Annotated in this window: 22 protein-coding genes; 6 read left to right on the top strand and 16 right to left on the bottom strand. The window is 49.2% G+C overall.

Annotated elements, in window-relative coordinates; translation table 11 throughout:
• Window positions 1-46 precede the first annotated feature (46 nt).
• Both SB752_RS13530 and SB752_RS13525 read right to left on the bottom strand, forming a co-directional pair.
• The gene (locus tag SB752_RS13530) at window positions 47-1,120 is read right to left on the bottom strand and encodes a M42 family metallopeptidase (protein WP_410716153.1); all 1,074 of its coding nucleotides are present in this window, start codon (window positions 1,118-1,120) and stop codon (window positions 47-49) included.
• Between the two features lie 25 nt (window positions 1,121-1,145).
• A complete protein-coding gene (locus tag SB752_RS13525; RefSeq protein ID WP_410716152.1) occupies window positions 1,146-2,153 on the bottom strand; it encodes a LysR family transcriptional regulator in 1,008 nt (335 codons plus the stop codon).
• Between the two features lie 145 nt (window positions 2,154-2,298).
• Between SB752_RS13525 and SB752_RS13520 the strand changes: the two genes are divergently transcribed.
• On the top strand, window positions 2,299-2,760 hold the full coding sequence (locus SB752_RS13520) for a nucleoside deaminase (RefSeq protein ID WP_410716151.1): 462 nt from the start codon (window positions 2,299-2,301) through the stop codon (window positions 2,758-2,760).
• A complete protein-coding gene (locus SB752_RS13515; RefSeq protein ID WP_410716150.1) occupies window positions 2,753-3,949 on the top strand; it encodes an MFS transporter in 1,197 nt (398 codons plus the stop codon). Before SB752_RS13520 ends, SB752_RS13515 begins: the two co-directional genes overlap by 8 nt.
• Before the next feature lie 68 nt (window positions 3,950-4,017).
• On the opposite strand, the gene pepV is transcribed toward SB752_RS13515, so the two are convergent.
• From pepV to SB752_RS13490, 5 genes are all read right to left on the bottom strand, one after another.
• Window positions 4,018-5,454 carry a dipeptidase PepV gene (gene pepV, locus SB752_RS13510; protein WP_410716340.1) on the bottom strand — a complete coding sequence of 479 codons (1,437 nt, stop codon included), beginning with the start codon at window positions 5,452-5,454 and terminating at the stop codon, window positions 4,018-4,020.
• On the bottom strand, window positions 5,441-6,172 hold the full coding sequence (locus SB752_RS13505) for a GTP pyrophosphokinase (RefSeq protein WP_410716149.1): 732 nt from the start codon (window positions 6,170-6,172) through the stop codon (window positions 5,441-5,443). The genes pepV and SB752_RS13505 overlap by 14 nt, the downstream gene beginning before the upstream one ends.
• A 2-nt stretch (window positions 6,173-6,174) precedes the next feature.
• Window positions 6,175-6,471 (bottom strand): hypothetical protein, encoded by a 297-nt coding sequence (locus SB752_RS13500; RefSeq protein WP_410716148.1) that lies wholly within the window; start codon window positions 6,469-6,471, stop codon window positions 6,175-6,177.
• A 191-nt stretch (window positions 6,472-6,662) separates the two neighbouring features.
• A complete protein-coding gene (locus tag SB752_RS13495) occupies window positions 6,663-8,741 on the bottom strand; it encodes a methyl-accepting chemotaxis protein (RefSeq protein ID WP_410716147.1) in 2,079 nt (692 codons plus the stop codon).
• A gap of 109 nt (window positions 8,742-8,850) precedes the next feature.
• Window positions 8,851-9,324, bottom strand: coding sequence for an N-acetyltransferase (locus tag SB752_RS13490; protein ID WP_410716146.1), 474 nt, complete (start codon window positions 9,322-9,324; stop codon window positions 8,851-8,853).
• Window positions 9,325-9,523: 199 nt separating this feature from the next.
• Between SB752_RS13490 and SB752_RS13485 the strand changes: the two genes are divergently transcribed.
• Window positions 9,524-10,123: a TetR/AcrR family transcriptional regulator gene (locus tag SB752_RS13485; RefSeq protein ID WP_410716145.1), complete on the top strand. Its 600-nt coding sequence runs from the start codon at window positions 9,524-9,526 to the stop codon at window positions 10,121-10,123.
• A 30-nt stretch (window positions 10,124-10,153) separates the two neighbouring features.
• Here SB752_RS13485 and SB752_RS13480 read toward each other — a convergent pair whose 3' ends face one another.
• From SB752_RS13480 to SB752_RS13470, 3 genes are read right to left on the bottom strand one after another with little or no spacing between them, the layout of a single operon-like run.
• Window positions 10,154-11,842 (bottom strand): peptide ABC transporter substrate-binding protein, encoded by a 1,689-nt coding sequence (locus SB752_RS13480; protein WP_410716144.1) that lies wholly within the window; start codon window positions 11,840-11,842, stop codon window positions 10,154-10,156.
• A gap of 3 nt (window positions 11,843-11,845) precedes the next feature.
• Window positions 11,846-12,019, bottom strand: coding sequence for a hypothetical protein (locus SB752_RS13475; protein ID WP_289138903.1), 174 nt, complete (start codon window positions 12,017-12,019; stop codon window positions 11,846-11,848).
• 18 nt (window positions 12,020-12,037) lie between these two features.
• Entirely contained in the window at window positions 12,038-13,315 is a 1,278-nt protein-coding gene (locus SB752_RS13470) for an ATP-binding protein (protein ID WP_410716143.1), read from the bottom strand.
• Window positions 13,316-13,497: 182 nt separating this feature from the next.
• On the opposite strand from SB752_RS13470, the gene SB752_RS13465 reads away from it, so the two are divergent.
• Window positions 13,498-15,990, top strand: coding sequence for a U32 family peptidase (locus tag SB752_RS13465; protein WP_410716142.1), 2,493 nt, complete (start codon window positions 13,498-13,500; stop codon window positions 15,988-15,990).
• A gap of 29 nt (window positions 15,991-16,019) precedes the next feature.
• Entirely contained in the window at window positions 16,020-16,250 is a 231-nt protein-coding gene (locus SB752_RS13460) for a DUF1128 domain-containing protein (RefSeq protein WP_410716141.1), read from the top strand.
• An 84-nt stretch (window positions 16,251-16,334) separates the two neighbouring features.
• Here SB752_RS13460 and SB752_RS13455 read toward each other — a convergent pair whose 3' ends face one another.
• Window positions 16,335-17,831 carry a DHA2 family efflux MFS transporter permease subunit gene (locus SB752_RS13455; protein WP_410716140.1) on the bottom strand — a complete coding sequence of 499 codons (1,497 nt, stop codon included), beginning with the start codon at window positions 17,829-17,831 and terminating at the stop codon, window positions 16,335-16,337.
• Window positions 17,832-18,056: 225 nt separating this feature from the next.
• On the bottom strand, window positions 18,057-19,301 hold the full coding sequence (gene fabF, locus SB752_RS13450) for a beta-ketoacyl-ACP synthase II (RefSeq protein ID WP_410716139.1): 1,245 nt from the start codon (window positions 19,299-19,301) through the stop codon (window positions 18,057-18,059).
• A gap of 131 nt (window positions 19,302-19,432) precedes the next feature.
• Between fabF and SB752_RS13445 the strand changes: the two genes are divergently transcribed.
• Window positions 19,433-20,305 (top strand): helix-turn-helix transcriptional regulator, encoded by an 873-nt coding sequence (locus tag SB752_RS13445; protein ID WP_410716138.1) that lies wholly within the window; start codon window positions 19,433-19,435, stop codon window positions 20,303-20,305.
• A gap of 33 nt (window positions 20,306-20,338) precedes the next feature.
• On the opposite strand, the gene cimA is transcribed toward SB752_RS13445, so the two are convergent.
• The 4 genes from cimA to SB752_RS13425 form a co-directional block, all read right to left on the bottom strand.
• Window positions 20,339-21,961, bottom strand: coding sequence for a citramalate synthase (gene cimA, locus SB752_RS13440; RefSeq protein WP_410716137.1), 1,623 nt, complete (start codon window positions 21,959-21,961; stop codon window positions 20,339-20,341).
• Between the two features lie 172 nt (window positions 21,962-22,133).
• Window positions 22,134-22,973 (bottom strand): alpha/beta hydrolase, encoded by an 840-nt coding sequence (locus tag SB752_RS13435; RefSeq protein ID WP_410716136.1) that lies wholly within the window; start codon window positions 22,971-22,973, stop codon window positions 22,134-22,136.
• 175 nt (window positions 22,974-23,148) lie between these two features.
• Window positions 23,149-24,276 (bottom strand): YheC/YheD family endospore coat-associated protein, encoded by a 1,128-nt coding sequence (locus tag SB752_RS13430; RefSeq protein WP_410716135.1) that lies wholly within the window; start codon window positions 24,274-24,276, stop codon window positions 23,149-23,151.
• 110 nt (window positions 24,277-24,386) lie between these two features.
• A complete protein-coding gene (locus tag SB752_RS13425) occupies window positions 24,387-25,580 on the bottom strand; it encodes a M20 metallopeptidase family protein (RefSeq protein WP_410716134.1) in 1,194 nt (397 codons plus the stop codon).
• Between the last annotated feature and the right edge of the window lie 23 nt (window positions 25,581-25,603).

The following is a 25,603-nucleotide window of genomic DNA, read 5'->3' as shown; positions in this document are numbered from 1 at the left end:
CGCAACAGTCGCTGTACATGAAATGGAGAGGGCCTTTAACATTCAGTTAGTCTAGCAGCGAAGCAACGGTTTCGCGATCGAGCTTCTTGATGACCGCAACCAGTAAATCTGCCGCTTGCTCAAAGTCTTTTTTGGCCATGATCGAATTATGACTGTGAATGTAGCGGGTGGCAAAACCGACAACGAGAGAAGGGCAACCGATGCCGTTTGTATGGAATTTGGCCGCGTCTGTGCCTCCGCCAGCGAGTGCATCCACTTGTACATTGATTCCGATTTCCTCTGCCGTATCCATCACCAGATCGCGCAGTCCTGTATGTGGAATCATCGTCGCGTCAAACAGCATGACAAGCGGTCCGTCCCCAACATTGCAAGTCATCGGGTACGATTCATTGCCCGGCGTATCATACGCGATCCCCACGTCGAGAGCAAAGGCAATGTCTGGATCCACCAGGTGGGCAACTGTTCCAGCACCACGCGACCCCACTTCCTCCTGTACCGTTGCACCGGCATAGACGACATTTGGATGATCTGTGTTTTGCAGTCGGTTCAGTACCTCTACAGCCAGGGCACATCCTGCCCGATTATCTAGAGCTTTTGCGACCCACAGCTCGCCATCGCGCATGGTGGTAAAATCACTCGCCGGAACGATCCAGTCACCGGGACGAACGCCCATCGCTTTGGCATCTGCTTCATCCTTTGCCCCGATATCGATGTAGAGGTCCTTGAGCTTCATGACTTTTTCACGTTCTTCTTTTTCCAATGCGTGCGGAGGCTTGGAGCCAATGATTCCCAGGTGCTCGCCTTTTCGGGTCTTCACTTTGACACGCTGCGAGAGAATGTTGTGCGGCCACCATCCGCCAAGCTGGATAAAACGCAGATAGCCTTTGGAGGTGATGTGTGTAACCATGAACCCGATCTCATCCAGGTGACCAGCCAGCAAAATCTTTGGACCATTCTCGGCTCCGGCCTTTTTCCCGAGCACACCCCCCAATTTGTCTTTTAACAGCTGTTCACTCAGTGGCTCGAGCAATTGCTCCATCTTTTTTCTAACTTCGCGCTCGTGTCCTGGGACCCCGTCTACTTCCGTCAATTCCTTGATCAATTTGGTTGTATCGTCCATCTACAGTCTCCTTTTTGAATCAGACCTATTTCCATATCATTTCGCCAGCCGGCAGAAAAAAACCTTGAACTTCCAATTCCTTTTTTGGGCCAGAACTTTTTTTTGCTACTTGATTTGTAACCATCTTCTTCAGCTCCAAAACAGCGTCCCCAGCTTCTGGATTGAAGTCTAGCAACTGCTCAATGAAGTTTCTCGCTGCAACGGATAGGTAATGGTCCTTTAGCCAAATCAGACCCGAGCCTGCACTTAAATTCGGCTCCGCAATCCGGGTGATTTTTAGCGCATGTCCCTTGTGCATTTTCAGGACAACCTCAGGAACGATGGTTGCACCAAACCCCGAAGACACCAGCTCCAAAAGCAAAGGAATATCCGAGCATTCGGACAGCAAGTTGATTTCCAGCTTGCGACGAGCGAATTCCTCCAGAATCAGGTGGTACACCCCTAGCCCCCCGGTACTCGGCAATATCATCGGATAGGCTTGCATTTCCTCAAAGGTGATCGTATTTGCGCACCGAGCATCCTGCGCCGAAGAAACGAAGAAAAAAGGCTCCTGCTTCAAATGCAAAATCGAAAAGTCCTCAAGTGCAAGCGGAAAACGCACAATGGCAAGCTCAATAGTACGTTCCTTGATCAGCTTGCAGAGCTGCGCCGACTCGTTTTGTTGAATTTTATATGTCATGAGCGGATAGCGCTCACTAAATTTGCGCAATTGTGGTGCGAGTAAATCCGAGGAAAGGGTATTGACGCCAATGCTTAATTTCCCGCGAACGCCCTCACTGACCTCTTTTACCTCCATACGCGATTCTTCCATGTATTTCACGATTTGCAAGGCGTGCTTGTACAGGTTGTTCCCTGCTTCCGTCAGCTCCAAGCCTTTTTGATGCCGGATCACCAATTCGACACCGAGATCTTGCTCCAAATTTTTCAACTGCTGGCTTAATGGAGGTTGAGCCATATGCAGCTTTTTGGCTGCTGCCGAAATTTTTTTCTCTTCTGCAATGACGATGAAGTAGCGCAGTTGCTTGATATCCAAATAGAAGCTCCTCCTTTTCGCTATACGAAAAAGATTATCAAAATGAATTTCATTAATATTTTCCGTATATCTTTCTCCATGGTAGCATAATGAAATGGAGCACCAAAGGAGTTTACTCATCTATGCCCATCAGGAGGAACCCATTATGAAAGCAAACCCATTCATGCAGCAAGCAATCGAATTAGCGTACGAAAATACACGCAAGAATCAAGGAAAGCCGTTTGGTGCCGTGATTGTCAAAGAAGGTGTGGTGATCGGAACCGGAGTCAATGACGTCCTCGCGACACATGATGTAACCGCTCATGCGGAAATGCAAGCGATCCGCGAGGCATGCAAAGCATTGGACAGCCCTTCACTGGAAGGCTGCGAGGTATACGCCAGTGGACAGCCCTGCCCGATGTGTCTTGCTGCCATCTATTGGACAGGAGCCAAGACCGTTTATTATGCCTACACGGAAAAGGATGCAGATGAGGTAGGGATGAGCACCAAGCACGTGTATGAGCAGCTGGCGCTTCCGTTTGATAAGCAGGTGCTGCCAATTGTGTATATGAAAAACGAGGACGAGGGTAAAAATCCATTTGCCCTCTGGAAGCAAACTCGTGGGTAACCAGAAAACGTTTCCTCTTCTCTTAGTAAACATGTTTCTCGCCATGCTTGGCATCGGACTCGTCATCCCGGTACTACCCCAATTTTTACATGAATTTGGCGCAGGCGGACAAGCAGCGGGATATTTGGTTTCCTGCTTCGGGCTGACTCAGTTTCTTTTCTCCCCCATTGCGGGCAATCTGGCGGATAAGTACGGACGAAAGCCCATGATTGTTCTTGGTCTCAGCCTGTTTGCTCTCTCCAACCTCTGTGCTGCTATCGCTGATAATCTGTGGTTATTGTTCGTGTCACGCCTTATCGGAGGTGCCGGCTCTGCTGCGCTTGTCCCTTCGATTATGGCGTATGCAGCAGATATCACGACAAACGAGCAGCGGACAAAAGCCATGTCCTACATAGGAGCATCTATGTCCTCCGGTTTTATCATCGGACCAGGTGTCGGAGGCTTGCTCGCTGAGTTCGGCATGCGGGCGCCTTTTTTCGCATCGGCATGCATCGGTGTACTGGCGATGCTCGGTAGCATGATCGTGCTGCCAGAGCCTCTTTCGCTGGAAACGAGATTGAGACGGCAGCAGTCCACTATAAAAAAGCCAAACGTTTTCGTTCAGCTCGCCCTTTCGATCAGATCCCGATTTTTCGTCCTGCTCTTTCTCGTTTTTGCCCTTACCTTTGGGCTTACACACTTCGAAGCGATTTATCCGCTATACGTAGTGGAAAGCTATGGCTTTACTACCCTTGATATCGCCATTTTATTTACGGTCTGCTCCTTGATCGGCACGGTTAATCAAGTCGTGCTCACGACAAGACTGATTCACCGCTTCGGGGAAAAGAAGACCATCAATTACACCTTGCTGCTGTCCTCGATCTCGCTTGTCTTTCTGCTTTTTTCAGGTAACTTTTGGTATGTGATGTTCGTTACGATGATGTTTTTCACCTGTAACAACATTTTGCGGCCAACGATAAATACGCTTCTTTCCAAGGGAGCAGGAGAACAGCAAGGCTTTGTCGCCGGAATGAACAATGCTTACATGAGTCTCGGCAATATTTTCGGACCCGTACTAGCCGGCATACTGTTCGACATTCAAATCAATCTGCCTTATTTGTTTGGAGCCCTCGTGCTGCTCATCGCCTACTTCGTCTCTGTCAAATGGATCGAGAGCAAACGACCGATCATGAGCCTGGAGATGAGCTAGAGCGATACAGGAAAAAAAAGACGACTGGAGTGTGCGATCTTGCTGCATCTCCGTCGTCTTTTGCTTTTTTACTTTGCCAGCTCGTAAATCGCTTGGGCGTAAATCGCCGTCGCTTTGATCAAATCATCTACAAGAATATGCTCATCACGCTGATGGGCACTGTCAGCACGTCCAGGGAACAACGGTCCGAATGCAACGCCAACGTCCAATGAGCGTCCATAGGTTGCACCACCGATGGCAATAATGCCTGCTTCTTCTCCTGTTTGCTCTGTATACACGCGCTGCAGGGTAGTGACCAGAGGATGCTGTGGGTCAACCCGATGCGGTGTCAAATGCTCCGCCACTTCCAATGCCAATCCCGCTTCAGCACCGTGCTCTGTCAGCAATGCCGACCATTTCTCAAATGAAATCGAATGGGGGTAACGAATATTGAGACGGAACAGAGCGTCCTTGTCTTCCTCATATTCAAGCACCCCCGTATTTACTGTCAAGGCTCCCATTTCCTCGTCTACATGCGCGATTCCCAATGCCTCGCCGCCATGCTGACGATACAGATAACGGTCAGCGAAGCCTACGTAGGCAGCGCCTCGCTCATCCAAGACGAGTGTTTGCAAGAAATGCGTCAGCTCTGTACCTGCATTGATGCCTTTGCTAGGGTCCATCCCGTGTACAGAAACGCCCTCCATGTGAAGCTCTACAGAGCCATCTTTTTCGACGGCTTTGCCCGTAAGGTCGTTTTCCTCCAGATGCTTCTGATAACGCTCTATGATAGCCTGAGCTTCCAACCCACGCGGCTCAAGCACAGCTACGCCTTTATCCGGCACCATATTCATCCGTAGGCCAGCCTGCAAGGAAACGAGACACGCCTGAACGTTTTCTGCTGCCGATAGCCCCAGATTCTGGAATGCCTCCTTTGTCTGGCGCAGGGTGAGGTCTGTCAGTCCTTTTTCAGCGTAAATCAGCGGGAAATCAGCGTCGGGTGTAAAGCCCATCGTCGGCATTTCCTCTGTTTCAAAATACTTTTTCACGCATTGCCAGCTCGATTCCTCGTCGGTACCCAAAATGAACCGGACTCGCTTGGTGAGTGGCAGTCCCAGCTCCATTACGATTTTGGCTGCAAAAATGGCTGCCATCGTCGGTCCTTTGTCGTCGATCGCCCCACGAGCCACCAGACGGCCATCTACAATCTCTGCCGCATACGGAGGCGTACTCCAGCCATCGCCCTCTGGCACGACATCCACGTGACTCAAAATCCCGATCAATTCCTCGCCTTGACCGAACTCTGCATGTGCTGCATAGCCGCCAACGTCTTTGATCGTCATCCCTGCTTTTTCGCAGACACCCAGGGCATAGTCCAATGCTTCGCGAATCCCTTCTCCAAATGGCGCACCTTCACGCACTGTTGCCGGATCGAGTACGCTTTTTATTCGCAAAAAGGCTTGGGTAGTAGAAAGGAGTTCTTCCTTGCGCTTGTTCGTTTCCTCCAGCCAATTAATGATTGTCATCATCTTGTTCTTTCCCTTCTGTTATGCTCATATCTTCCATCCCGGCATCGATGTCCAGGTCCAGCTCGACCAAGGACAGTAGCGATTCCATCGGGACTTCCTTTTTAGTAAATTCGGCCTGCGCCTCTTTGATCTCGTCTCGGATGTTGTTCATCTCACTATCCAGCTTATAAGATGCCTTGGCAGCCTCAAATAAGCGCTGACGAACAATTGACGGGATAATGCCCTCGTACTTGTAATTCAGAGAATGCTCAATCGTCGCCCAAAAATTCATTCCCAGCGTACGAATTTGGATTTCCACCGGAATGGTCACTTGCCCACCTGCCATCATAATTGGATACTCAACTGCCAGATGGTAGCCGCGATACCCACTTTCTTTTGGTGTGGACACGTAATCCTTTTCCAGGTAGACTCGCATATCTCCGCGCTTGCGTATCATTTCTACGACAGCTGGTATATCATCAATAAACTGACAAATAACACGAACACCAGCGATGTCGCGCAGCTCCCAGCAGATGTTCTCATCAATCGGAAATTGCAGGCGATTTGCCTTGTTATATATGCTAGGGATTGATTTTACCCTGCCAACAGCAAACTCAATCGGCGAATGTTCCTTGCGCTTGCGCAGCTCATTCCGGATATTTTTAATTTTGACTTTGATTTCTTCAACAGCTTGCTCGAACGGCAGCAAATATAGTTCCCAATCTAGTTTGTGCACGCTTACGTCCCTCCGGCCCAAAACTCTCCATCGTCCTTATCATTCAACATTTTGGTTAAGATATCCTTCAAAATCGTAACAAAGACGTCTTTCTTCTTGAAAGCGGCGTCTTTGTTTGCTGTTGTACGTGGCTTCAGTGGTGGGGAGGAAACAGGAGAAAACGCACCAATAGCAACGATCAAGTATTCTTTACTTCCTTCGCCTGAACCGCTGTACAGGTATTCGAGGGGAGCGAACTCATTTAGCTTGAAGTTTTCACCGAAGAAATGCCGGTAGCGGACGCTGAGGTACCTTGTCATGCGCTCCGGAATTCATAAGCCTCACGCTTATAAATTCCTATATGATAAGAAAACCTCTATCGAGGCTTCTCCAAGGAGGAGCGACCGCGTTTTGGCGGAAGGTTATTCTTGCTAAATCAAGATGCAGATACGTGAAGTTTATTCTTTCTGATTTAGTAAAAAGAGACCAGTCTTCTGGCCTCTTATCTTTCTTAATTTTCAGTTAAAACAAACGATGATAACGCCAAACGCAAATCCTCCGCCATTTTTGCCAGCTGATCAGCAGATTGTGCGATGAGCTCCATAGCTGCGCTCTGCTCCTCTACTGCTGCGGAAATACTTTGTACCCCTGCGGCAGCCTGCATCGAGGCTGACGACACTTCTTGTGCTACTGTGACTACCTGTCTCGCGTCGGGAGCCATACGTGTAAAAGCCTCACTGACTCTCTCCATCTCCTGTGACACGCGGATAATGTTTTCCTCGATCCGCTGGAACATCTCTCCCGATTCTCTCGCTGTTTTCATTCCGTGCGCGGTTGTTTCGGCACCCACCAGCATTTTTGCCACGACTGCTTTTGTATCTTTTTGAATATCGCTGATCATGCTCACGATCTGTTGTGTAGCCTCATTGGTGCCCTCTGACAGCTTGCGCACCTCTCCTGCGACCACTGCAAATCCTTTGCCATGTTCTCCGGCACGTGCCGCTTCGATCGCTGCATTCAAGGCTAGCAAATTCGTCTGTCTTGCAATCTCGTTAATGACGGAAATGATCCGGGAAATGTCTTGTGACCGTTGCTCCAGCGTATGTATGACAACCGTAGCCCCTTCTACCGAGCGATTAATTTCTTCCATACTGTCCATGACGGCCGTTACCGCTTGTCTACCTGCTTCTGCATGGTCCTTCATCTGTTGGGAAGACACAAAGACCTGCTCTACATTTTCAGTTACACCTGTCACATCATTCGTCAAATCAACAGCGAGCTGCAAGGTCATTCCCATTTTCTCCATCTGACTGTCAGCAGACAAGGCTACTGTATCCACTACCTGCACGATTTGCTGACTCGATTGTGCGATCTCTCCCGTATTTCCATGGATGTCGCGTACTGCGTGAGAAACGGAGGTCGCTGCTTGCCGCACTTGCTCAAGTATCGTATGCAATTGATCCCGCATCACTTGCAGCGAGCGTGCCAGCTCTCCCAGCTCATCCTTTCGCTTCAGCAGCTTTTTGGGGAATGGACTGGAAAAATCCCCATGACCGATCCTATCAGCTATCAAGAGCAGCGCACGAAATGACTGACGCAGCCAATTCGCTGTGAACAAAGAGATTATGACAATCAGGAAGAGGACTACGCCATTAAATACAAACATGGCATTTTTGATCCGGTTCGGTCCTGACAATATTTCGGTCATGCCCATCTCTGCTAGGATCGCCCACTTTGCATTTCCTACCTGTACCTGATCGTAGGAGACAAGCACCTGCTCCCCCAAATAATCCACACTCTGCTCAGTTCCAGAAACCTGTTCCGTAGTCATCCATTTTTCTGTAATCGGAGTTTCGACCTTTTGCGTCAGGAGCATATCTTGTCCTGATCCAATCTGAGAGCGCATCAGCTTGTCTGAGCCAACGAGATAAATTTTTCCCGTCTGACCCAATCCTTCTCGTTGATTCAGTTGACGAGAAATGTACTCGAGTGGAACCTCGACAGCCAGTTGTCCGAGAATATACCCTTTTTCGTAAATTGGAGCGGCGATGTACACACTAGGAGTATCACCTGAAGGCTCATAGCGTCCTAAATCCGACATTTCCGCGCTTTGCACCTTCAACACCTTTTGTACGGTTTGCCCAAGCACCGAGCTAGCATGCTGTCCGTTTAGCAAATTCGTCCCCAGGTCAGTCTGTGGTTTCGTCTGGTAGACGATGTCGCCCTTGTCGTTTAAGAGAAAGGCGTTAGCAAAGCCGTAGCGCGCTACCTCCATTTTCAATTCTTTCGTATAGCTGCTCTCTGCCTCCTGATAAGCGGCTGAATCCTTGCCCTGCTGCCAGATTCCTTCGAAGGAAGAAAGGGCAGATATGACGGTGCCTGATGCAGCCAGCGTATCTACGTTTCGTGCCCGCTCGCGAAAGTAATTTTCGACCTGCTCCTTCTTGCTGTTCCGCAGTGCTTCCAGGGTAGCCGCACTTTCACCCAGCAATTCCTGCTTGGTTTCTTGATAAGCAAATACGCCTGCTGCTGTTAATGGTAGGATACCAGCAAGCAACAGGACAATGAGTACGCGCGCCCCCAATTTCATAGAAAAGCCCCCCAATACCAATCTGTTCTGGCAAACTATTCTTTATATTTGTGTACTTCTCATAAATATAGTACCTGAACAGAAAAAATGGAAGGCTCTACCTAAAATATCAAGCAGTTTCCATGATCATAGCAATTTCATCACACATTGGCAGCTTGGAGCAGTTGATACAATCCTTCCAAACCTTTTGTGGCAGTGTTTCTTTTGCGACAATCCAGAACCCGCATTTTTCAAAGAACTCTTTTTGGTACGTCAAGGCAAGCACACGTTTGATGCCGATCACCCGGCACTGTTCAACCAGATGCAAGACCAGATGCTTTCCGACGCCTTTTCCTTTTGCCTTTTCAGAGATGGCGAGGGAACGAATTTCGGCCAGGTCTTCCCACAAAATATGCAGTCCTGCTACGCCCACTACATTGTCCCCGTCATGAGCGACGATGAATGACTGCAAGTTTTCACAAACAGACAATTTGGTTCGCGGCAACATCAACCCTTGCTGTGCATATTCATTAATAATTTCTAACATCGCATCGACATCTTTCATAGTTGCCTGACGCACCGTCAGCGCTTTAGCGACACTCATTTCATTCTCCTCCACTCCATGCTCTGGCAGCTTGGTTTGATTTAATATTTATTCATTATAGTATATAAATATACAATCGACTTTCGCAGAAGTCTATCCCTTTTTTTGGCGTTTTTTGCCCGATCTTTATGGATCAATTCTTTTGTAGGTAACGGTTGTGTTATAATCAAGCATACGTACCTTGGGAGGTGTTTCTTTATTGACGACTAGACGAGAACGAAAAAAGCGCGAGACTCGCGATAAAATCTTTGGCTCAGCGATCAAGCTATTCAAAACATATGGCTTTGAAGCAACCACCATTGACATGATTTCAGAAGAAGCAGATGTCGCTCGCGGCACGATCTTTCTGCATTTCACGTCAAAAGAAGCGATCCTTGCCAACTGGGGCTACGAACGGCTGCACGAGATTGAGGAGCGGCGCAGTGAGTGGGATTTCGGGGACGATTGCAAAGCGAAGGTACTGCGCATTTATAAAATCATGAATGAAGTGACAATCACAAACTTTGACTTTATCAAGGTAGTGGTTGAATCTTCGATGAAGCATCGCAAAGTGCTGGAAAATGAGAAGAACATGTACTTTGAACTACGCCAGCTCTTTGCGGACTTAATCGAGGAAGCGCAGGAAAAGGGACAGCTGAAAAGCAAATTCAATTCACTGGTAGCTGCCAACATGCTGGAGAATATTTACTACAACGCCCTGTATGACTGGGTACGCAGTGAAGGTGCCTGGGCTTTGGAAGAAATCATGGAAGAAAAGGTCTCGATCGTATTCGAAGGGCTGGTCGTGGAAGAATCCTAGCAACCAGCCCTTCATGTTCTCATTTATTCCTTATTCAAAATAAGCCCATTTGTATTGAACATTCCCCAGTCCTGAAATGACGACACCTTTCAGATTGGGGTTTTTTGCATATACGGTTGACTTGAAGTAGAACGGGATCACCGGCATATCGTCAACTAACAGCTTTTCTGCATCCTGCAAAATCGCTTTGCGTTTCGCCGCGTCCCCTTCCTTGGAAGAAGCTGCGAGCAAGTCCGCAAACTCTTTCTTCTCCCATCCTGTATGGTTGTTGCCTTCCTTGGTCCGGAAAATTTCCAGGAAGTTGATCGGGTCATTGAAGTCTCCCGTCCAGCCCATACGCGCTACCTGATACTTGCCGTTTTTGATGTTTTCGTAGTAAACGTTCCATTCCTGGTTTTCCAGCTTCACATGAACGCCCAGATTTTTTTGCCACATGTCCTGTACAGCCTGAGCAATTTTCGTTTGTGCTTCTTCTGTATTATAGGAGAGAGTAATCGGCGGCATCGCTTCCACACTTGCATACCCTTCTTCTTTCATACCCTCTGCCAGCAGCTGCTTCGCTTTTTCCACATCGTTGTCCATGAACAAGCCCTTTTCATTCTCCACAAACATCGTTGGCGGTACGATTGCCGTAGCAACCAGCTCGCCTCCCTGTGTCACATTGTCTACGATGTCTTTCCGGCTGATCGCGTAGGAGAAGGCCTGTCTGATTTTCTTGTTGTTAAACGGCTTCTGCTCCGTATTGAACTCATACCAGTACGTACCCGCCTTTGGCGTAATTTCGAGTAGGCCCTTTTCCTTGAGCGTTTGCATCGCGTCAAGCGGCACATTTCCTGTCGGAGCACCCGCCCAGTCCAGGTCTCCGTTTTCCAGCATGGACAGCTCGGTATTGGCATCGTTGATGATATTCATTTCAATTTTGCCTAGTTTGACATTTTGCGCGTCCCAGTAATGCTCGTTCTTTTCCAAAACGAGTTTGGTCTTATGCTCCCACTGCGTCAGCTTGAATGGACCATTGGATGTATAGTTAGGACCGGCTTCCTTGGCCCAGTCCGGATTTGCACTCACGACCTTTGTATTCAATGGAAAATAGCTGTAAAAAGCTGTAAGCTCCAGAAAGAACGGAGTCGGATTTTCCAGTGTCACGACCAAGGTTTTATCATCTGTAGCCTTGACGCCGATATCCTCTGGCTTCGCCTTGCCGCTAAAAGCTGCTTCTGCATTTTTTACATAAAAGAGCTGATAGGCATACTCCGAGCCATTTTTCGCATCCAACACCCATTTCCAGGCGTTTTCAAAATCGTGGGCTGTAACCGGGTCACCATTGGACCACTTGGCATTGTCCCGAATCGTAAAGGTGTATGTCAGCAGATCGTCCGAGGCCTTGATTTCACTCGCAATCGCTGGCTGCGGCACACCGTCTTTATCCGTTCGAGTCAACCCTTCAAACGTCTGGAAAATAACGTTGGAGGACCATACATCCGTAATCAGCCCCGGATGCAGAGATAGCGGCTCTGTAAAGTTGTTTAGTCGCAGCACTTGATCAGAAGTCTTGGCAGTTGACGCTGGATCCGTTGTTGTCGTACCTGCTGCCTGTGGCTGCTCCGCCGGTTTTGCTGCTTCATTCGTTTGTCCGCATGCGGCAAGCGATACAGATAGCCCTGCGACGAGGACTGCCTTGATCGTCTTATTCCACCATGCATTGTTCGATTTACCCATCTGTTATTCCCCTTTGTCTGGGAGCCGTTGTTGCCCTGTTCGTTGTTGCCATTCTTTCAGCTCAGCTTTGATTTGGTAGAGCTCTGCCCTGGTCTCTAGCTTGAATGCCTTCATTTCGCTGCGTATGCAGGCAAGCTCGTAAAATAGCTTGTCCCACAGCTCTTGATCCTTTTCCATATTCGCCTCCTTTCCAGGTCAAGGTACAGCCGGCAGACGCACCGTTACTACTGTACCTTTTCCAAGCTCGCTCTTGATTTTGACACTGCCCTCCATGGCCTCAATGATGCGACAAGTCACCATGAGACCAAGCCCGGTTCCCTTTTCTTTTGTCGAGTAAAAAGGAAGACCGATTTGGGCAATCTGCTCTTTGGACATGCCTGATCCTTCGTCACGTATGGTGATGATGATGTGTGCGTCGACTTGCTCTACCTTTATATACAACACGCCTCCACACTCCTGCATGGCCTCAATGCCGTTTTTCATCAGATTCATCAAAGCCTGCTTCACCTTGGAGGAGTTGCTGTATATAAACATCTCCGCTTTCGTGCTGGTGACGATCTCTATTCCATTAATCACGGCATAAGAAGCCATGAGAGCAGATACTTCCCTGACGATCAGCGTAATATCCAGACGGTCTTTAACCTCCGCTTGAGGCTTAGCCAAATTCAGATAGTCCGAGATGATGAATTCAGCTCGGTCCAGTTCGTTTAAAACCAGTTTTATGTATTCATTCTTATGCGGCTTGGTCTCTTCCCCTAAAAGCTGGACGAAGCCGCGCACCACCGTTAGCGGATTGCGGACTTCATGGGCAACACTGGCAGCCAGCTCACTGATCAGATTCAGTTTCTCGGATCGCTCCACCTGAATGCGGATGATGTACGATTCCCGGATGTATTCCATTAAATAAGTAATGGCACCCAACACAACCAGGCTGAAAAGCCCTATCTCTGCAATCGGCTTGAGATGCGCGTACATTTGAATCGTGGTATACCCCTTCGCAAGTTGTATCCAAAAGAGGCCGATCAATAGGGACACTTGCTTCACAAAGCCTACAAACAGGATGACGCCCATTCTTTTTCGAAAGGAATAGCTATACCATCCCTTCATCCAAAAGCATGCAGTACTGGCATAGACGATGCAGCTAAATATCGTCAGAAAAATGCCTGCTCCTGATCCTCCCTGAGAAATCCGAAAGGCGATCATGACGAGTATCGTAAGCAGCCCCGGGATATAGCCAGCGTATAGAATGGTAATAATGATAGGTAACGCACGAAAATCAAACAGCGACTCTTCTCCAAACTGTATAGGAAAGCTCATGCATAAAATGACACTTATCGAACTGAGCAACACGACAAAGGATGATCGGACATCCAGTTTGTTTAAATTTGAACGATCCAACCAGACACCCTTAAACAATAGAACAGGGACGATAATGAATAGAAATTGCAATAAAATGTCTTTGATGATTGGCATATCGGTTCCTCTGATCGTTATCAAATTTTTTGGACTTTTCTTTCAGAATACCATTATATCCTGTCTGTCTGGAAGCGACATTTTCAACATCTGGCAGAGACGATGTTTTCCTTGCGGTGACCTGCACATTTCCCTATGATGAAGAAGAGCTTGTTTGAAGACCTTGGAGGTAAGACATACACATGCGAAATGGTATCAAGCGTGAAGATATTGAATTGTTGGCCCCTGCTGGTAACTGGGACTGTTTGAAGGCTGCTGTTGCAAACGGCGCCAATGCGATCTTCTTTGGTGTAGAAAAGTTCAACGCCCGTGCGCGAGCTGAGAACTTCCATATGGCGGAATTGCCTGAGATTATGTCCTATTTGCACATGTACGGTGTAAAAGGATTTCTTACTTTTAACATCCTGGTGTTTGAAAACGAACTGGAGGATGCTCGTGAGCTGATCGACGCCTGTATTCATGCCGGGGTAGATGCGGTTATCGTGCAAGACCTCGGTCTGGTAAAGCTGATACGTGAAATCTCTCCTGACTTCCCGATTCATGGCTCGACACAGATGACGATCACCTCTCCCGAAGCTGTCGAGTTCACCAAGCCTTTTGACATTGAGCGCGTGGTGCTTGGTCGGGAAAACTCGTTGAAGGAAATCAAAAAAATCGGTGAGAAAGCAAAACTCCCGATGGAGGTATTTGTACACGGTGCCCTGTGTGTTTCCTATTCAGGACAGTGCCTGACCTCTGAAATGTGGGGTGGCCGCTCTGCAAACCGTGGTGAGTGTGCCCAAGCCTGCCGCTTGCCATATGATCTGATGGTGGATGGTGTACAAAAAGAGATGGGCAACATCGCTTATGTGCTCTCTCCGAAAGACTTGGCTGCTATCGACCTCGTACCGGAGCTGATCGAGGCGGGCGTCACTTCCTTTAAAATCGAAGGACGTCTCAAATCCCCTGAATATGTAGCAAACGTTGTAAGCAAGTACAATGCAGCGATTGAACGTTATTTTGCTGGTCAGGACACGGGACCTAGCGAGCAGGAGGTTCGCGAGCTGCAGCAAAGCTTTTCTCGCGGATTTACGCACGGCTTCTTGACTGGAACTAACAACAAGCAGCTGGTCGACGGGTCGTTCCCGAAAAGCCGCGGGGTGTTTTTGGGTACTGTCAAAAAACTGATGAGCAACGCTGTGCTGGTTGAAATCACTTCCCCTGTGAAGCGTGGGGATGGAATCGTATTTGACGCTGGCGACCCGACGCAAAAGGAAGAAGGCGGACGCATCTACGACATTCTTTCCCGTGGCAAAAAAGTAGAAGGCGAAGTCCAAAAAGGCATGTACGAAATCGTCATGGGTCGCAACGACGTCAACCTGAAGCGTCTCCACGTAGGAGATCGCGTCTGGAAAACGAGCGATCCTGAGCTAGATAAACGACTGCGCAAAACATTTGAGACCGAAAAGCCTTACCACACCTTCCCGTTAGCCGTGCATGTGAGCGGCAAGCTCGGCGAAAAGCTGAGTGTCACTTGGGTAGATAAGCTGGCTAACCATGCAGTCTCTGTTCCATCCGAAAAGCCTGTGGAGGCTGCTCTCAAGCGCCCATTGACCACAGAGCTCTTGCATGATCAATTAAGCCGTCTCGGTGGTACATTGTTCCATCTGGAGCCAGGTGATTTGACTGCTGATCTCGATGGCGATCTGATCGTCCCTGTCAGCGAGCTGAACCGGATGCGCCGGGAAGCAGTAGAGCAACTGACGTTCCTGCGTTCCAAGCCACCTGTTTATCGCCATCAGGATGTCAATGTGTACGCAGACGTTCCGAAAAAGCAACAAGTAGATAAGCCATTGTTGACCGCTCTGTGCCGTTCCCTGGAGCAATTGGAAGCCGCTGCGCAAACGGACGTAGATTTCCTCTATGCTGACTTTGAGTTCGTCAAGCAGTATCCAGAAGGGGTCAAGCTGGCACATAAATATGGCAAGAAAATCGGGATCGCGACTATGCGCATTCATATGCCGGATGAAAACGGCGTGCTGGCACTGATCGCCAAAAGCAAGCCTGATGCGATTTTGGTGCGCAATACCGGGGCACTCTACTACTATCTGTCTCGTCGGGACGAATTTGACATCCCATTAATCGGCGACTTTTCGCTCAATGTCGCCAACCATAAGGCCGTCGAGCTGTTCCTGGAGGCTGGTCTGTCACGCGTCACACCGTCGTATGATCTGAATATCCAGCAGATGGTTGATTTGCTCAGCCGCTCCAATGCAGCAAAAATGGAGCTCGTACTTCATCAGCACATGCCGATGTTCCATACCGAGCACTGCGTCTACTGCACCTTCATGAGTGAAGGAACAGATCACACCAACTGCGGAACTCCTTGTGAAACGTCTCGTATCTCCCTCAAGGACCGCGTAGGCTTTTCCCATCCGATTCGAGTCGATACCGGTTGCCGTAATACGGTCTACAATGCGATCGACCAGTCTGGTGCGGAGTATTTGAAAGAATTCCAAGCCCTCCAAGTTGGAAGCTATCGGATCGAGTTTTTGGAAGAAGAGCCTGAGCGAGTAAAAGAAGTCATCGATCTGTATCGCAAAGCACTCTGCGGAGAAGTAAGCGGCACACATGTATGGCGCACCCTCAAGGCAACCAACCAGCTGGGCGTCACACGTGGACAGCTGACGAAATAAACACCTTTTCTCGGGAGGAGAGAAAACAAATGGCTGATCTGAACCAACCTACAGTGGAGAACCTCACTGTCATCATCGAGGGAATCAAAGCAAAGCTGAACATGGCAAACACAGCTGTCATGCGCCCAGAGGATTTTGATTTGGAGCATTATGAGGACCTTTTGTTTTTGTACAAAATGGTACAGAAAAAAACAGCTTTCGGCATCAATGAAATGACGGCAATCGTCGAAGAGCTGGGCGCAATGCGCAAGCAAGCATAATCATAAACGAAAGAAAGCGTCGCTCCCTGATTGGTCGGGCGACGCTTTTTCCTTTTGACTTTATGACTTTTGGCAAATAATCGCTCAGGAAAGCTGTGGTACGCGTTTTTTCTCCGTGACCTCATTTCTGCGTGGAGTGTTTTTACGCATAAATAGAGCCAGTATCAGCGCAATGACGGTAAAAAGCGTCGCAATCAAAAACGCATCGCTCGTTCCCATCGCCATGCCCTGCATGGTTGCCAGGCCCATATGTGCCTGATCTGCGGGATTGATGTGCTCGCTTCGGACGATGTCAGCTGTATGTGCCGCGCTTTTCGTCGTCATGATCGTCACGAACAGGGCTGTCCCCAATGCTCCACCAATCGCATTAATCGTATTGGACATGGCGGTTCCATGCGGATTTAATTTCAGCGGTAAGGCATTCAAGCCGGAGGTCATGACAGGCATCATCAGCATCGACAGACCAAACATGCGAACGGTATACAGGGTCACAAGATAGGTATAGGTCGTATACAAGCTCAGCTTGGTAAAACCAAAGGTCGTGACGATGGTGATGACGAGTCCAGTCAGAGCAAGTCCCTTCGCCCCGAACTTGTCAAACAGCCTGCCCGTTATCGGAGACATAATCCCCATGATAATACTGCCTGGTAATAAGAGCAGACCTGACTGCACAGGGGTGAAATGCAGGATATTTTGGACATAGACAGGCAGCAGAATCATGCCTGAATACATCGACATGTTGACCATCAGGCTGATGAGGACCGCCAGTGTATAGGTCGGTGTCTGGAAAATACGGAATTCCAGCATGGCATGATCAATCGTTAGCTGCCGCCACACAAACACTCCCAGACTGATACAGCCAATGGCCAGCATAATGATCACTTCCGCATTTCTCCAGCCCAAGCCTCCCGCAGAGCTAAATCCGTACAACAAGCTTCCAAATCCAATTGTCGAGAGCATGACTCCCCACACATCCAGCCTTGGACTGCTTGTCTCGGTGACGTTTTTCAATACAAAAGAGGAAATGATAAGGACGATGATGGCTATCGGCAGCACAATGAAAAACAACAGTCGCCACGAGTAATGCTCCACAATCCATCCAGAAAGCGTAGGGCCAATCGCCGGGGCAAACACCATCGCGATACCGACAATGCCCATAGCCGATCCCCTTCTTTCAAGCGGGAACATATTGAAAATCACATTCGTCATGAGCGGCATGAGAATGCCCGCGCCTGATGCCTGTACGACACGCCCGATCAGCATGATTGAAAAGCTTGGCGAGATGCCGCAAACAAGTGTTCCAGCGGCAAACAGACTCATGGCGGTAATGAACAGCTGTCTCGTCGAAAATTTTTGCATCAGAAAGGCCGTGGTCGGAATCAAGACACCATTGACCAGCATGTAGATCGTAATGACCCATTGTGCGGTCGAGGTCGTGATATGGAACTGCTCCATCAGTTTCGGCAAGGCGACATTTAATAGTGTCTGATTGAGCAAAGCGGCGATGGCACCCGCGATGATAACAGCTAGAATCGGCCCTCTGTTTATGCTATTGTTTTCCACTCCTTGGTGTTTAGCCATTGTCGTCTTACTCCTTCTCCACCTTCAGATGATGGTCATTCAATCCTCGATAGTATGTAACGAAGGAGTCATTACCATTCTTTTTCAGCTAAAAAGGACGTGACACCCTTGAAAAACAAAATGAACCCCTCAGCGACTGGGGTTCACTTCGTTTCTGGCTAACCAAGACTCATTCACACAGGCTCTCCAGCTTTCTTGCTTATCGAGTTTGATTGTGACACGCCTCTATACGGTTTGATACTTTTTCAAGACAATCACTGCATTATGCCCACCAAAACCGAATGAATTGGAGATGCCAATATTCAGATTAGGTTGTCGGCGTACCTGATTCGGTACGTAATCCAAATCACAGAGGGGATCACGTTCTTCCAGATTGATCGTAGGAGGAATAAACCCGTCCTGCAAGCTTTTGGTAAGCGCAATCGCTTCAGCGCCACCAGCAGCTCCGAACATGTGCCCGATCATCGATTTATTTGCAGTAACAGGAATCCGGTAGGCGCTCTCCCCAAACAAACGCTTGATGGCCGCTGTTTCTGACCGATCACCGATTTCGGTGCTGGTAGCGTGGGCACTGATCAGATCAACTTCCTCTGGCCCTATCTGCGCTTCCCGCAGCGCCCATTTCATCGCCAGATAAGCACCGGTGCCTTCTGGATGAGTCGCCACCATATGATAAGCGTCCGAGCTGGCGCCGTAGCCAATCACTTCTGCATAAATACGAGCATTGCGGCGCTGTGCATGCGAGAGCGACTCCAGAATCAGTATCCCTGCGCCTTCTGCCATCACGAAGCCATCACGATTGGCATCGAATGGTCTGCTCGCTTTGGTAGGCTCCTCATTTCTCGCGGACAAAGCAGTAGCATTCCCAAAGCTGGCAAGAGAAATTTCGGTAACGGCTGCTTCAGCCCCGCCTGCTACGACGACATCCGCTCCCCCCATTTTGATCAGCCGAAATGCTTCCCCGATTGCTGTATTGCCAATTGAGCAAGCGGTAACTGGTGACATCGTTGGACCTTGTACCCCAAGCTTGATGCTGATCATAGCCGCAGCCATATTGGAGATCATCATGGGCACAAGCGTAGGGCTGACACGCTCCGGCCCTCTTTCCTGCAAAACGGCATGCTGGTCGATAAGCGTTTGCACCCCGCCGATTCCTGACCCAACATAAACGCCTACTCGCTCACGATCTAGCTGTTCGAGATTGATTCCTGAGTCGGTCATCGCTTCTTCAGTTGCAGCGAGCGCATATTGACAAAATCGGTCCATTCTCCGTGCTTCCTTGCGTCCGAAACGCCCCTCCGCATCGAAATCACGGACGATCCCCGCTATTTTCGTTTTAAATCTCGTTGTATCAAATGTATCAATGCGGGATATGCCCGACTTCCCTTGGACCAAGCTACTCCAAAATTGGTCAACCTGATTTCCGTTTGGTGAAATGACTCCCAGTCCAGTAATAACGACCCGTTCCATCGTAATCCCCCTATCGCAATTATCCTTATGGACACCATCTTGTCACACCTGTTATCCTATTACAAGTTGTTGTTTATCCTAGTATAATAAATACCAGAATGACCACCACTACCAAGGATTGGATGAAAGCGATGAATCATCAGACAAGATTGCAGGCTCTGTCTACGTTTTTAAAAACACAACGAGCGAAAATTTTGCCTCAATCAATCGGGCTTGCTCCCGGGACCCGCAGACGCACGCCTGGTTTACGCAGAGAAGAGGTCGCCCAGCTCGCAGGGGTTAGTGCTACTTGGTATACGTGGCTTGAGCAAGGACGTGACATCAAGGTGTCTGCGTCTGTTTTGGATGCGGTCGCCAAAGCATTGCAGCTAACCGTAGATGAGCGAAAATACTTGTATGCGCTCGCAATGGAAACAGGTACCGGAGTAAGTATCCAAAAAGAAGAGGCCCCGCAGATCAGCCCATCGCTTACGCGGATTTTGAAGGAGCTGCGCTCTTGTCCATGCATCATCTCAGACAGACGCTTGCACATCGTCGGGTGGAATGATGCCGCCTCACACGTGTTTATGGATTTTGAACAAATCCCGTATGAACAGCGAAACATGCTGCGCCTCTTGTTTACCCGAAAAGAGTTTCAACGACTGGCTGTCAATTGGGAGCATTTTATGAGCGGCTTTCTCGCCATTTTCCGTGCCTATTACGGTCAGTATGTAGAGGATGAGTGGTACGAGCAATTTTTAGCAGAAATGAAAGAGGTACATCCAGATTTTCTCGCTCTCTGGGAAAAAAGTGAGGTCAGCTCGGCTCCTGAGGTTTCGATTGAATTTCGTCATGCAAAAGCCGGAAAGATGCTTTTCCATCTGACGTCGCTAAAAGTGCAGGGCAGTGCAGATTTGCGTTGCAGTATTTATACACCGGACCCTGATTCTGCTACCGAAACGAAGCTGAGACAACTTATGGAACGGCCCGAGCAAACAAATGCCGCTTACGAAGAAAAAGCCTGACCACAGTGGCCAGGCTTTTGGTTCCTCTTTTGTTTAGTGGTTGATGATGCCTACACGCGCTCCTGCTGCAGCGTGATTGTCGGCTTCCTCGCAGCCTTCCTTCCACAGCATGTAGCGAATACTGTCAGCCAATGCTTCCCAGCTCGCTTCGATCACGTTTGTAGACACGCCAACTGTACTCCATTTTTCCCCGTTGCTTGCCGATTCGATCAAAACGCGAACCTTTGCTGCCGTTGCACCATTCTCATCGAGTACGCGTACCTTGTAATCGGCGAGATGCATATTGGCGATGCATGGATAATAGCCTTCCAGCGCTTTTCGCATGGCATTGTCGAGAGCGTTGACCGGACCGTTGCCATCTGCTGCTGTATGAACGGTTTCGCCATTGACGCTGAGCTTGACTGTAGCCTCCGACGTAATCGATTGCACAGCCGCTTTTTCCATCAAAATTTTGAACGAGTCGAGTGTAAACAGGTTTTTCAGCTTGCCTGCTGCTTCCAAAAGCATCAGTGTCAGTGAAGCTTCCGCCCCTTCATACTGATAACCCTGGAACTCGCGCTCTTTAATACGAGTAATGACCTCGCGTGCTTTTTCACGATCCAGCGAGAGATCGATTTCCAGCTCCTCCATTTTTGCCAGCAGATTGCTTTGACCCGCCAGCTCGGAAACGAGAACGCGCCTTTTGTTGCCGATATTTTCCGGCTCGATATGCTCATACGTTTTTGGATCGCGCAGCACGGCACTCACGTGGATACCGCCCTTGTGCGCAAATGCACTATGTCCAACAAACGGTTGATTGTTAGGCAGTGTCATATTGGCGATCTCAGCGACATAACGAGAGAGCTGCGTCAAATCTTGCAGTTGCTCGTTCGAAATGCAGGTAAACCCGAGCTTCAGCTGCAAATTCGGGACAACAGAGATCAGGTTGACGTTTCCACAACGCTCGCCGATTCCATTGATCGTGCCCTGCACCTGCGTAGCTCCCGCCTGAACAGCTGCCAGAGCATTTGCGACCGCTACCCCGCTGTCGTTGTGCGGATGAATCCCAATCGGAACACGCAGCTGGCTAACAGCGTTTTTCACAATATCATAGACCTCATGTGGCAGGCTTCCGCCATTTGTATCACACAGAACAATCCAGTCTGCGCCAGCTTCTTCAGCAGCCTCGAGTACCCGCAGGGCGTAGCGAGGATTCGCCTTGTAGCCATCAAAGAAGTGCTCCGCCAAAAAGAGCGTCGTCAGGCCTTTTTCTTTGAGGAAAGCGACGGAATCAGCTACCATCCGAATATTTTCTTCCAGTGTCGTTTTTAGGGCGTCTGTAACGTGCAAATCCCAAGACTTCCCAAAAATCGCAGCTGCCGAAACACCACTGGCGATCAGCGCCTGCAAATTCTCGTCCTCGGATGCAGCTACGTTCGGACGACAGGTGCTACCAAAAGCCGTAACCTTGGCATGCTGCAGCGGAATCTCCCGGACGCGCTCGAAAAATGCCATGTCCTTTGGATTGCTGCCTGGCCATCCACCCTCGATAAAATCGATACCGAATTGATCCAGTCGCAGTGCGATCTTTATCTTGTCTTCCACTGACAGGCTGATCCCTTCTCCCTGCGTACCATCTCGCAGGGTCGTATCATACAGATACACCTTGCTCTCCATGTCTCCACCCATTTCCATTGTTTTTAAGCTTTTTATACGCTCCAGAATTCATAAGCATTCATCCTGCTGAATTCTGAAACTTTCAGAATAATCCAATCATTTGAAACTTTGGATGTTACCCAGTATACCATAGCCCAAATGGAAAGAAAACGCGCGAAATCACTGGTTTTTTCTATGTCCGTCGGTGGAGGACAAAAGCTGCCGTTTGCTTGATTGCCGCCTCGAGCTGAGGTGAAGTGCCCGAAAACGGATGACGCGTGTTAAATGTATGATCGGCGCCCTCTATCCAGTGCAGCTCACTGTTTTTGGCAACCGCGTGCATGCGCTTCGCACCCTCTACCAGACGGACAAAATCTTTTTCGCCAATGATGATGCACAGAGGCTGTTGCATCACAGAAACCTTTTCTAAGAGGTCGTATTCCTGCTGATTGTTATCCACATCATCAATAACTACGCGTGTAATAGGCATGTTTTGGCCGGTACGCGCATTCGGTATGTAGCCTACTCCGTTTTCCTCGATTTGCTGGCGCAGCTTTTCATCGAACAAATTGACATGGGCGATTCCGTTCCAGGTGACGATGCCTGTGACATGAGGGTTGCCAGCACTAAACAAAATGGCGTCTCCTCCGCCCTTGCTATGCCCGAGTACGTATAGGCTTGTTTTGTCTACATAAGAAGGCAATGGGATTTTTCCCGTAGTGATCCATTCTGTAAGCAAGGTTAAATCCGTTATCTCCTGTGCGTATGTATTGCGCCCGAACTTTTCCAGCTCATCAAAATCAGTCAAGCTCTCCCCTACGCCATTGCAGCTGAAGTTGAACCGGATCGTCGCAATTCCCCGTTTCGCCAGCTCCTCTGCTACATACGGAAAGCTCCCCCAATCCTTGAAGCCCTTAAAGCCATGGCAAAAAATAAGCAGTGGCTGATTGGCCCCACCAGACTCATCTGCGTGCAGATCACCACGGATGATCAAATCGTCTCCTGCCGGAATGGAAAATGTAGTATGGTTCATTGCTCGTTCACTCCTTCATGAATATGCTTCGATTTTCCTTTTCTTCTAGTATGCTATGTTCCCCTCATAAAAGAAACAACAGCAATAAGAAAACCTGTAGATGAGCAGAAGGTTATGCTTGCTTGATCAGGAAGCGGGTATGCAAGAAAAAAGACCTTCCGTTGACCGGAAGATCTTAGGGCTGTGTACGCTCTTTCTCTTGCACTTGCTCTTGCTCTCTCTCCTCTATTTGATTGGCGAGATATAAAGCGTACTCCAATGGTCTGCGCACAGCCTGCAAATATCGCTTGTGCTGTCCCAGCTGGCGAAATATTTCCCGTCCCGGCTTGGGATTGATCTCGATGATCCATACTCTACCCTGAATGTCGATACCAAGATCAAATCCGAATTCCATCATCTGTCCATAATGCTTTTCGATGCGCGACACTGTTTTAAGCGCCAGCTCCTTGCACTCCAAAATGATACGCTCTGCTTCTTCCCGCCCGAAATGATTAATCAAAAAAGCAGCCGCTGGCACCGCAGAACCTCCCCCATGCAGATTGGAGGTCGATGAACGACTTGCCCCTATACGTAACCCCATGCCTGTCAGTCGCCACTCGCCACTGCCGTCCTTTTGTACCAGCAGCCGTGCATCCACCGTTCTCCCTGGTATTAAGGACAGCTGAAGTCCTTGCTGCAAGAAAAACTGCTCGTTCCCGCTCTTCTCTGATTCCATCCAGCCCTCCAGTCTTTTGCATAAATCAGCAAGGGTGTACAGTCTTTCCCTGCTTTTGGCTTGTTGCTTGGTCCTGCCGTGTAGCACGTATCCGCTCGACTGTCGTTCCACTCGCAAAATACTGCGTCCTCCCGTGCCGTTCGTTGGCTTTAAGTAAACCATGCGGTGCTGCTCAAGCATGGAAAACAACGTTTCTTTGGAATAAGGACACGTCTCTGGCAACCATCGCTGCAGCTCTGGGTCCTGCACGAGAACCTGGTGTACGCGATATTTATTGGAGAAGCGATTATTCGCATAGCGAAACCATGGCTGCTTGCGAAAAGGCAGATAGATACTATGCTTGGCTAACGGATAATAGCGATAACGGTCGATGACAATGTCGGGCCAATCGTACCAGTCACTCGTCCACCCCGTCTCCAGCGGGACATAGCCTCTGATTTGGCGGATTGAATAACGGACATCCTGTGGACTGAACAAAAAGACCTCAGCGCCCATTTTCACTCCTTCCTTTACCAGCCGGCTCAGAAAACCTGGTTCAACAAATCCTGTTTCTCCACGGTAGGTTAGTATGCCAATCCGTTTCCGCACCGGGGGCAACACCCTCCTTTGTGTACATTCGCCCTATCTCCCTATCAGTTTATGGCTGAAAGTAAAAAAAGCGCCTTTACCCTTGATAGGCAAAAGCGCATTTTCATAGGTTAGCCCTGATGTTTTTCCAAATAGTGAAGCGCTGTACGTCCCAACAGCTCCCCAGCAATCAGCATGCAATCCTCGTCAATGTCGAAGCGAGGATGGTGATGTGGATATTTTGCCAATTTGTCCGGATTGCCAGCACCGACGAATAAATAGGCACCCGGAACCTTTTCCAAATAGTAGGAAAAGTCTTCGCCGCCCATCAACGGCTTCATCGGCTGAACACGATCTGCTCCAAACGCAGCAATAGCCGCTTCCTGGGCGATTTGCGCTTCTTTTTCATTGTTAATTACTGCAGGATAGCCGCGATCATAATGCACGGTTGCACTACCCCCGAGCATCTCTGCGGTCCCTTCTGCAATCTCTGCCAAACGCTGCTCGGCACGATCACGAACATCCGGCAAGAAGGTGCGGACTGTTCCTGTGAGGCGGCAGCTGTCGGCAATAATATTGTTGTTGTCTCCACCGTTAAAAGTACCCACGGTCACGACTACACTAGCCAGCGGGCTTACATTGCGGCTGGCAATCGTCTGCAAGCTGCCTACGATTTGGGACCCGATCACGATGGAGTCAACTGTTTCTTCCGGTACAGCACCGTGACCGCCCTGGCCTTTAATTTCAATCACGAAATCATCCGTATTTGCCATAATCGGGCCTGGGCTGATAAATACTTTGCCCACAGGCAGCATAGACCAGAGATGAACACCGAATACTGCATCGACCCCATCAACCGCTCCATCTGCAGCCATCTGGATCGCTCCGCCTGGCGATTCTTCCTCCGCATGCTGGAACAAAAAGCGAATCTCCCCGGCAAACTGATCACGTCTAGGAGCCAAAACACTAGCCAAACCCAGCAGCTGAGAGGTGTGCGCATCATGGCCACAAGCATGCATCACTCCTGGAACCGTCGATTTGTACTCGACTTCTTTTTGATCCTGGATTGGCAGAGCATCGAAGTCAGCGCGGAGGGCAACTACTGCTCCCGGCCGGCTGCCACGCAGAACGCCTACTACTCCTCGTCCGCCTACACCTGTACGCACCTCATCAAAGCCTAGACCTGTCAAAATTTCTGCAATCATCGCCGGCGTTTTCTCTTCCTGGAAAGACAATTCTGGATGTTGGTGCAGATGGCGTCGCCAGCTAATGATTTGTGGCTCCATCTCCGCCAGCAGCTCTTTTAATTGCGCTTGTAAAGACATCGTTTTTTTTCTCCTCCCACAAG

Origin of the sequence: Brevibacillus sp. SIMBA_040 (assembly GCF_046535075.1) — a bacterium.
Lineage (GTDB): Bacteria > Bacillota > Bacilli > Brevibacillales > Brevibacillaceae > Brevibacillus.
The sequence above is the reverse complement of the archived record's forward strand: the minus strand, read 5'-3'. Positions and strand labels throughout refer to the sequence as shown.

Excerpts from the sequence above, each read along its gene's own strand:
- SB752_RS13455 (WP_410716140.1), bottom strand. The coding sequence starts at position 17,831 with ATGGCTAAACACCAAGGAGTGGAAAACAATAGCATAAACAGAGGGCCG.
- SB752_RS13490 (WP_410716146.1), bottom strand. The coding sequence starts at position 9,324 with ATGAGTGTCGCTAAAGCGCTGACGGTGCGTCAGGCAACTATGAAAGAT.
- fabF (WP_410716139.1), bottom strand. The coding sequence starts at position 19,301 with ATGGAACGGGTCGTTATTACTGGACTGGGAGTCATTTCACCAAACGGA.
- SB752_RS13435 (WP_410716136.1), bottom strand. The coding sequence starts at position 22,973 with ATGAACCATACTACATTTTCCATTCCGGCAGGAGACGATTTGATCATC.
- SB752_RS13530 (WP_410716153.1), bottom strand. The coding sequence starts at position 1,120 with ATGGACGATACAACCAAATTGATCAAGGAATTGACGGAAGTAGACGGG.
- SB752_RS13475 (WP_289138903.1), bottom strand. The coding sequence starts at position 12,019 with ATGGAAAAGGATCAAGAGCTGTGGGACAAGCTATTTTACGAGCTTGCC.
- SB752_RS13470 (WP_410716143.1), bottom strand. The coding sequence starts at position 13,315 with ATGCCAATCATCAAAGACATTTTATTGCAATTTCTATTCATTATCGTC.
- SB752_RS13425 (WP_410716134.1), bottom strand. The coding sequence starts at position 25,580 with ATGTCTTTACAAGCGCAATTAAAAGAGCTGCTGGCGGAGATGGAGCCA.
- SB752_RS13495 (WP_410716147.1), bottom strand. The coding sequence starts at position 8,741 with ATGAAATTGGGGGCGCGCGTACTCATTGTCCTGTTGCTTGCTGGTATC.
- SB752_RS13520 (WP_410716151.1), top strand. The coding sequence starts at position 2,299 with ATGAAAGCAAACCCATTCATGCAGCAAGCAATCGAATTAGCGTACGAA.
- pepV (WP_410716340.1), bottom strand. The coding sequence starts at position 5,454 with ATGACAATCATTAATTGGCTGGAGGAAACGAACAAGCGCAAGGAAGAA.
- cimA (WP_410716137.1), bottom strand. The coding sequence starts at position 21,961 with ATGGAGAGCAAGGTGTATCTGTATGATACGACCCTGCGAGATGGTACG.
- SB752_RS13445 (WP_410716138.1), top strand. The coding sequence starts at position 19,433 with ATGAATCATCAGACAAGATTGCAGGCTCTGTCTACGTTTTTAAAAACA.
- SB752_RS13480 (WP_410716144.1), bottom strand. The coding sequence starts at position 11,842 with ATGGGTAAATCGAACAATGCATGGTGGAATAAGACGATCAAGGCAGTC.
- SB752_RS13465 (WP_410716142.1), top strand. The coding sequence starts at position 13,498 with ATGCGAAATGGTATCAAGCGTGAAGATATTGAATTGTTGGCCCCTGCT.
- SB752_RS13460 (WP_410716141.1), top strand. The coding sequence starts at position 16,020 with ATGGCTGATCTGAACCAACCTACAGTGGAGAACCTCACTGTCATCATC.
- SB752_RS13500 (WP_410716148.1), bottom strand. The coding sequence starts at position 6,471 with ATGACAAGGTACCTCAGCGTCCGCTACCGGCATTTCTTCGGTGAAAAC.